Raw genomic sequence first — 7674 nt, forward strand, 5'->3', positions numbered from 1 at the left:
AGGGCCTGATGAGAAACAGGAAAAACTGATGAACAAGACTGCCCCCTTCAAACGCGTACTGTTGTTGAGCCTGGCCCTGAGCGGTGTGGCCCAGGCCGACCAGACGGTCCTGATCGGCCTGGCCGGGCCCCTGACCGGCCCGTCGGCGCGGATCGGCAAAGACCTGGAAAACGGTGCGCAACTGGCCATTGACCAGGCCAACGCCAAGCACCTGAAAATCAACGGCCAGGCCGTGACGTTCAAGCTGGTTTCCGAGGATGATCAGTCCGACCCACGCACCGCCGTCACCGTGGCCCAGCGCCTGGTGGACGAAGGCGTGGTCGGCGTGGTCGGCCACTGGAACACCGGCACCAGCATCCCGGCCGCGCGGGTCTACCATGACGCCGGGATTGCCCAGGTCGCACCGGTCGCCACCGGTCACGCCTACACCCAGCAAGGTTTCGACACCAGCTTCCGGATCATGGGCCATGACGATGACGGCGGCCAGGTTGCCGGCGACTACGCGCTCAAGACCCTCAAGGCGCAGCGCATCGCCGTGATCGACGACCGCACCGCGTTCGGCCAGGGCCTGGCGGACCAGTTCGTCAAATCCATCGAGGCCGGTGGCGCTAAGGTGGTTGCCCGTGAATACGTGGACGACAAGACCATCGATTTCAGTGCGGTGCTGACCAATATTCGCGGGCAGAACCCGGACCTGATCTTCTTCGGTGGCGTCGACTCCCAGGCTGCACCGCTGGCCCGACGCATCAAGCAGTTGGGGATCAAGGCGCCGTTGATGGGCGCGGGCGGCTTTGTCAGCCAGACCTTCCTGCAACTGGCACAGAACGAAGGCGAGGGCGTGATCGCCCTGGAGCCGGGCCTGGCCGTGGCGCAGATGCCGGGTGGCAAGGCCTTCGAAGAGGCCTACAAGGCGCGCTTCAAGAGCAACATCGAGCTGCACGCACCCTTCGCCTATGACGGCGTGGGCGTGCTGATCGCCGCTATCGAGCAGGCCAACTCCACCGATCCGCAGAAGTACCTGCCCGTGCTGCGCGCCATCAGCTATCCAGGCGTGACCGGGACCATAGCGTTCGATGCCCAGGGCAATCTGCAGAACCCGTCGTTCACCGTTTACCAGGTCAAGGCCAATCAATGGCAACCGGTGAGCGTGGCTGGCGGTAAAAAGTAACGCGTCAGCTCCCCATGTAGGAGCTGGCTTGCCAGCGATGGTATCGCCTCGGTAGACCTGAAACACCGAGTGCACCGGATCGCTGGCAAGCCAGCTCCTACAGGGGGCTTCGCAGCCATTTGAATGAGGCACGCAATGAGCAAACTCGAAGGTGAACTGGGCATCCTGGCCCGCCGGCGTATCGAAGCCGAGATCATCAAGCCGATCTACGAAATCCTCGTGCGCGAGCAGGGCAAGGCCTTTGCCGCCGCGGTGATTGGCGAGGCGGTGGGCAATGCCGCGATCCAGGCCGGCAAGCATTTTGCTGCCCAGGAAGAGCAGGGCGCCGACCTCAAGAGCTTCGTTGAGCTGCAAGTGCTGTGGGAAAAAGACGACGCGCTGAAAGTCGAGATCATCGCCAGCGACGCCGAGCATTACGACTACGACGTCAAGCGTTGCCGCTACGCCGAGATGTACCACGAGATGGGCCTGGGCGAGATCGGCCACCTGTTGTCGTGCAACCGCGACGAACTGTTTATCGTCGGCTACAACCCCAATATTGAATTGACGCGCACCCAGACCATCATGGGCGGCGCGCCAAGCTGTGACTTCCGCTACCACGCCAAGCCCCGGGAGCCGCGCTCGTGAGCGCCCTGGCGCGGGTCAACGGCGAGCGCCTGTGGGACTCGCTGATGGAAATGGCGCAGATCGGCGGCACGCCCAAGGGCGGCGTGTCGCGCCTGGCCCTGACCGACGAAGACCGGCGCGGGCGCGACCTGTTCGTGGCCTGGTGCACGGCGGCCGGGTGCAGCATCCGCGTGGACGCCATGGGCAACATCTTCGCCCGCCGCGCCGGCCGCCATGACCACCTGGCCCCGGTGCTGACCGGCTCCCACGGTGACTCGCAGCCAGCAGGCGGCAAGTTCGATGGCATCTACGGCGTACTCGCCGGCCTGGAAGTGCTGCGCACCTTGAACGACCTGGGCATCGAGACCGACCGGCCGATCGAGGTGGTCAACTGGACCAACGAAGAAGGCTCGCGTTTTGCCCCGGCGATGATTTCCTCGGGGGTGTATGCCGGGGTGTTCGACCTGGAATACGGCTTGTCCCGCGAAGACAAGGCCGGCGTGACCATTGGCCAGGCGCTGCAACAGATTGGCTACGCCGGCCCGCATCCGGTGGGTGGCCAGGCGGTGCATGCGGCGTATGAGCTGCATATCGAACAGGGTCCGATCCTTGAGGCCCAGGACCTGACCATCGGCGTGGTCACCGGCGCCCAGGGCCAGCGCTGGTATGAAGTCGAGCTTTGCGGGCGCAGCGCCCATGCCGGCACCACGCCCATGGATCACCGCCTGGATGCACTGCTGGGTTTTGCCCGGGTGGTGGAGGCGGTCAACCAGATCGGCCTGGCCCAAGGCGCCGAAGGGCGGGCGACGGTGGGCATGGCCAATATCTTCCCCAACTCGCGCAATGTGGTGCCGGGGCGGGTGTTTTTCAGCGTCGAGTTCCGCCATCCCGATGAAGCGGTGCTGGCCGTGCAGGACCAGCAACTGCACGAAGCGGTGGCACGGATCGCCGAGGGCATTGGCTTGCAGGCCAGCGTCAAGCAGATCTTCCAGTACGCGCCGATTGCCTTCGACAAAGACTGCGTGGACGTGGTGCAGGCTGCGGCGCAGGCCCTGGGTTATAGCCATCGGCGCATGATTTCCGGGGCAGGGCATGATGCCTGCTACCTGAACCAGGTCGCGCCGACGGCGATGATCTTTGTGCCGTGCGTGGATGGCTTGAGCCATAACGAGGCGGAAGAAATCCACCCGCACTGGTCCACAGCGGGGGCGGATGTGTTGTTGCAGGCGATTCTGGCTTCGTCAGGCGAGTAGGCTGAAGTCATCGGAGCTGTCTGTGCGGTGTGGCCCTTACCCCCGCACAAACAGCCTGCTCATCACTTGCAACAGCCGATCATCCGTGCCGGCTGCGCCTATCACCTGCAACCCCACCGGCATGCCCCTCACGTGCCCCACCGGCAGGCTGATCGCGGGGAGACCGGTGAGGTTCCAGGCACTGGTATGGCTGAGCACGGCGGCGCGTACGTCAATCTCCTGTTCGCCCACCCGCACTTCGCGCGCATTCACCTCGGTGGCGGTAATCGGCACGCTGGGCGACACCAGCAAGTCATAGTGTTCGAACAAACGCGCCATCGCCGCTTGGTACTGCGCCTGGCTTGCCTGTGCGCGAATGTATTGCCAGCCTTTGACGTCCCTCGACACCTCGAGGCGCTCGCGTACCTCCTGGTCAAACTTGTGCGGCGCATCCTGCATGCGCTCGGCATGTACCTCGAAGGCCTCGGCACGTTGCAGGGTCAGCAGGGTGTCCTTCATGCCCGGCGCCATTTTTTGCAGCGCGTCGGTGTGCTCAAGCGTGTCGCCAAACAGCTGCTGCGCCGCCTGGTACACCTGCTGATTCACGTCGGCATCCACCGGGCCGAAGCTGCCACAGGTGAGCCAGCCAACCCGCAGCGGCTGCGCAGTGGCCGCAGGCGCACACGGGCGGGCGGCGAGCACCTCGAACAGCAGGCGCGCATCTTCGACGTGATTGGCGATGGGGCCGACATGGTCGAGGCTCGAGGCCAGCGGGAACACGCCGTCCACCGGCACGCAGGCAAACGAAGGCTTGAAGCCGACCGCGCCGCACAAGGCCGAAGGGATGCGGATCGAGCCGCCGGTGTCGGTACCCAGGGCCAGCGGTACCATGCCGCTGGCTACCGCCGCCGCACTGCCTGCGCTGGAGCCGCCCGTGATGCAACGGGCATCCCACGGGTTGCGTGCGGCGCCCTGCAACGAGCGGTCGCCGGTCGGGCCGTAGGCGAATTCGTGGGTCAAGGTCTTGCCGACAATCACCGCCCCGGCCTCGCGCACACGCTGCACGCACAGCGCATCGCGCTCCGGCAGGCAACCGTCGAAATGCGCGGAGCCGTAGGTGGTGATGTAGTCAAACGTGTCGATGTTGTCTTTGACCGCGACCGGTATGCCGTGCAGCGGGCCCAGGTCCAGGCCCTGGGCCAACAGCGCGTCGGCCTTGCGCGCCTGGGCCAGGGCGACGCAGGCATCGACTTGCACGAACGCATTCAATAGCGGATTCAAACGCTCGATACTGTCCAGGGCCGCTTGCGTCAACTCGACACTGGTCCCGCTGCCGGCACGCAGGCGCGCGGCCAGCGTGACGATCGACAGGCCAAAGAAATATCCAGCGTGGGCAGGCTTCACCAGGCTCATGTAAACAACTCCATCAAACAGCGGCGGGTATAGAGGGCGCGGCGACCTGGCGGCCACCTGGGCGCACCATCAGCATGGCGCTCATGCCCAGCGCCGTGGCCACTGCGGCAGCCACGAACATCGACGAGTAGCCGTAACGAACGGTCAGGTAGCCGGTGAGCATCGGGGCGATGAACGACGCGGTGTTGGCAATAAAGTGCGTCATGCCGCTGTAGGCACCCACCCGATTGGACGGCGCAGTGTCGATCACCACGGCCCAGTACACGGAGTTGGGCAGGGCGTTGAGCGCGTTGGCCAGCGTCATCAGGGCTATCACGCCCCACACGGTCTGGGCCTGGGACACCATGATGAAGCACAAGGTGGTCAGCAGCAGGCAGGTTGCGGCCAGCCAACTGCGGGCGACTTTCAGGTTGCCGGTGCGGCGCAGCAGCAGGTCCGATATTTTGCCGCCCAGCAGTACGGTGAAGCAGGCGCCGGTCCACGGGATCATGCCCATGTACCACAGTGACGACAGGTTGTAGTGGAACTCATCCTGCAGGTACTTGGGGGTCCAGGTCAGCAGCAGGAAGGTCACATACACAAACGAGAAGTAACCGACGGCGTTGAGCAACAGGTCCTTGTTCTTGAAGAAGTGCCAGACCGGCGCAACGCTGGTGGTGGGGGTCGATGCGTTAGCGGCTTCGGCGCGCTCTTTACGCAAAAAGTCGAGTTCGGCCTTGGACACGCGCGGGTTTTCATCCGGGGTGTTGGTGAAGCGGGTCATGAAATAGATCAGCAGCGCCAGGCTGGCCACGCCCAGCACCACGAACATGCTGCGCCAGCTGCCGGTCAGGGTTTGCAGGCCCACGGCCACCGGTGCGGTCAGCAGTGCACCCAGTGGGGTGCTCAGCAGGCCCACCGACACCACAAAACCGCGCTCCTTGGGCGTGGCCCAGTTGGCCACGCTTTTGTTGATCACGGAGTACGCCGGACCTTCGGCAAACCCGAACATCACACGGATGGTGGCGAAGCCGGCCATGGCCGAGCCACCGAGGAACGCCAGCCCGAAATCGCCGGCAAATGCCGTGGCAATCTCGAAGATCGACCACGTGGCACCGGCGATCAGCCAGATGCGCCTGGCACCAAAACGGTCGGCCAGAATGCCACCGACCAGTGCCCCTAGGATGTAGCCGTAACCGAAGTAACCCAGCACGTTGCCCCAGTCGGCCTTGTCGAAACCGTACTCGGGAAGAATGCTCGCCGAGGCATAGGCAATCGCGCCTCGGTCGATGTAGTTGAGCAATGCCATCAGCATGATCAGGAAGAAAATCTGGTAGCGGAAAGACGGGATAGCGGGGCTATTCATAGGGATCTGACTCTTCAAAATGATGGCAGAAGTCAAAAAGTCGGCCGCGTCCGGCGTATTTTTATTGTTTGCCCAAACGTTTGGGTTGGCGAAATGTAAGGCGCGGAAAATTTTTAGTCAAACGTTTGGGTAAAGATTTATCTGCGGCTGCGACACGCCCGTTCGGGTAGACTCTGCGCGCTAAATATCAGACAGTCGGAAGCCCCACCACCATGCCGAGCCCCTCTCGCCCAGCCACCTTGAAGTCCATGGCGACTGCACTTGGCGTGCATGTCTCCACGGTGTCCCGGGTACTCAATGGCGACCCGGCGGGGGTCGAGCGAGCGGCGTCGGCCGAAGTGGTGGCGCGCATTCGTGCATTGGCCAAAGAACTCGATTACCGGCCAAACACCCAGGCATCGAGCCTGAAGCTGCGCAAAAGCCAGGAAATCTGTGTGCTCATGCCAAGGCTCACTGACCTGGTGATGGCAACCATTTATGACAGCATCGACAGTGCGGCCGAGCAGGCCGGCTACCTGACGTTCGTTTCCAATACCGATGACCAGCAACCTCGCCAGATGGCGCGGGCCGAGCACGCCCTGCGCCGTTCGGTGGCGGGGTTGATCGTCGGCGACTCCCATGTGGGCGAAAGCCAGCCGCTGCTCGACCTGTTGACGCGCAAGCACATCCCCTACGTGCTGGTCAGCCGGCAGATTGCCGGGCATCTGGCGGCGTGCAGCGACGATGAACTGGGCGGCTGGCTGGCGGCGGAGCACTTGTACCAGTTGGGCTGTCGCGATGTGGCGATCCTGGCGGGTGAACGGCATGCCTCCACCGGTGCGGATCGCACCCGTGGGTTTACCCGTTACTACCGTGAGCAGGGCATCACCCTGCGCCCGGAGTGGACGCTCAACGGTCCTTTTGACAGCCTCACCGGGCACCGCCAGGGCGAATACCTGTTGGGGCTCAACCCACGGCCCCAGGCGTTTTTCGCGGTCAATGACTTCCTGGCCATCGGCCTGATGGGCGCCGCACGGGACAAGGGCTTGATGCCGGGCAAGGACATTGCGGTGGTGGGCTTCAACGACATACCGCTGGCCAATGAGTTGATGGTTCCCCTGACCAGCGTGCGCCTGCCGCTGGCAGAGATGGGCCGCCATGCGGTTGAGCTGTTGCTCAAGCGCATCGAGGGCGAGGCTGTCGAGTCGATCATGGTGGCGCCGCAGCTGCAGGTGCGGGCGAGTTCGTCTTTGTTGCGCTGACTGAGGGCGGGTCAGTGGCGGTCGAACATGTGGGAGCTGGCTTGCCCGCGATCGCGGCATAGGTATCTACACAGCTCTCGTCTGGGGTTGTGTACATATCCGTTGCTGCGGTAATGGCCACTTAGGGTTCCGCCCTTACGGCGGGTCACTTTCGAAAAGCGCGAAAGTAACCAAAGCGCTTTTGCCCCACCACTCGGTGCCTCGCCTAGGCTCGGCATGCCCGCAGTCAGGCATTGCTCCGTGGGCCCGCCGCGATCGGCCATCCATGGCCGTGTCGCGGCTACCCCGGCATCCATGCCGGGGTGCCCACTGCGCAATACCTGCCTGCGGCCATCGTGGTTTAACGGGGCGCCTAAGATCAAAAGCCAGATCAAAAGCAGAGCAACAGCAGAACAAGAGCGCGAAGCTGCATTCCCCTGTAGGAGCTGGCTTGCCTGCGATGACGCCCGAAAGAACACATCAGAGTATCTGGTATTCATTCGTCATCGTTAACGACCATCGCGGGCAAGCCCGCTCCTACAAGGGTACGCGTACGCCTTGACGATCAGGTCGGCTGTCAGGCCGCCTCGCTTTGCTTGTGATTTTGATCTTAGGCGCCCCGTTAAACCACGCTGGCCGTCATCCGATATTGATTTGGGGGGTAAACCGGCAGGACGCCGGTTTAGCCGG

Annotated in this window: 6 protein-coding genes; 4 read left to right on the plus strand and 2 right to left on the minus strand. The window is 63.5% G+C overall.

Annotated features, from left to right (window positions below; translation table 11 throughout):
* Nucleotides 1–28: 28 nt before the first annotated feature.
* From HBO19_RS23920 to HBO19_RS23930, 3 genes are all read left to right on the plus strand, one after another.
* Nucleotides 29–1168 (plus strand): branched-chain amino acid ABC transporter substrate-binding protein, encoded by a 1140-nt coding sequence (locus HBO19_RS23920; RefSeq protein ID WP_169957250.1) that lies wholly within the window; start codon nt 29–31, stop codon nt 1166–1168.
* A gap of 135 nt (nt 1169–1303) precedes the next feature.
* Nucleotides 1304–1795, plus strand: a complete 492-nt coding sequence (locus tag HBO19_RS23925; protein WP_057438692.1) for an L-2-amino-thiazoline-4-carboxylic acid hydrolase — start codon at nt 1304–1306, stop codon at nt 1793–1795.
* On the plus strand, nt 1792–3027 hold the full coding sequence (locus HBO19_RS23930; protein WP_170041013.1) for a Zn-dependent hydrolase: 1236 nt from the start codon (nt 1792–1794) through the stop codon (nt 3025–3027). Before HBO19_RS23925 ends, HBO19_RS23930 begins: the two co-directional genes overlap by 4 nt.
* A gap of 36 nt (nt 3028–3063) precedes the next feature.
* On the opposite strand, the gene HBO19_RS23935 is transcribed toward HBO19_RS23930, so the two are convergent.
* Nucleotides 3064–4419, minus strand: a complete 1356-nt coding sequence (locus HBO19_RS23935) for an amidase (RefSeq protein ID WP_170058443.1) — start codon at nt 4417–4419, stop codon at nt 3064–3066.
* Nucleotides 4420–4432: 13 nt separating this feature from the next.
* Nucleotides 4433–5764 carry an MFS transporter gene (locus HBO19_RS23940; protein ID WP_169957254.1) on the minus strand — a complete coding sequence of 444 codons (1332 nt, stop codon included), beginning with the start codon at nt 5762–5764 and terminating at the stop codon, nt 4433–4435.
* 212 nt (nt 5765–5976) lie between these two features.
* Between HBO19_RS23940 and HBO19_RS23945 the strand changes: the two genes are divergently transcribed.
* Nucleotides 5977–7005, plus strand: coding sequence for a LacI family DNA-binding transcriptional regulator (locus HBO19_RS23945; RefSeq protein ID WP_169957255.1), 1029 nt, complete (start codon nt 5977–5979; stop codon nt 7003–7005).
* The last annotated feature ends 669 nt before the right edge of the window (nt 7006–7674 follow it).

Origin of the sequence: Pseudomonas sp. WS 5021 (assembly GCF_012985535.1) — a bacterium.
Lineage (GTDB): Bacteria > Pseudomonadota > Gammaproteobacteria > Pseudomonadales > Pseudomonadaceae > Aquipseudomonas.

Coding starts and splice junctions, on each gene's coding strand:
- HBO19_RS23920 (WP_169957250.1), top strand. CDS start 29: ATGAACAAGACTGCCCCCTTCAAACGCGTACTGTTGTTGAGCCTGGCC.
- HBO19_RS23925 (WP_057438692.1), top strand. CDS start 1,304: ATGAGCAAACTCGAAGGTGAACTGGGCATCCTGGCCCGCCGGCGTATC.
- HBO19_RS23935 (WP_170058443.1), bottom strand. CDS start 4,419: ATGAGCCTGGTGAAGCCTGCCCACGCTGGATATTTCTTTGGCCTGTCG.
- HBO19_RS23940 (WP_169957254.1), bottom strand. CDS start 5,764: ATGAATAGCCCCGCTATCCCGTCTTTCCGCTACCAGATTTTCTTCCTG.
- HBO19_RS23945 (WP_169957255.1), top strand. CDS start 5,977: ATGCCGAGCCCCTCTCGCCCAGCCACCTTGAAGTCCATGGCGACTGCA.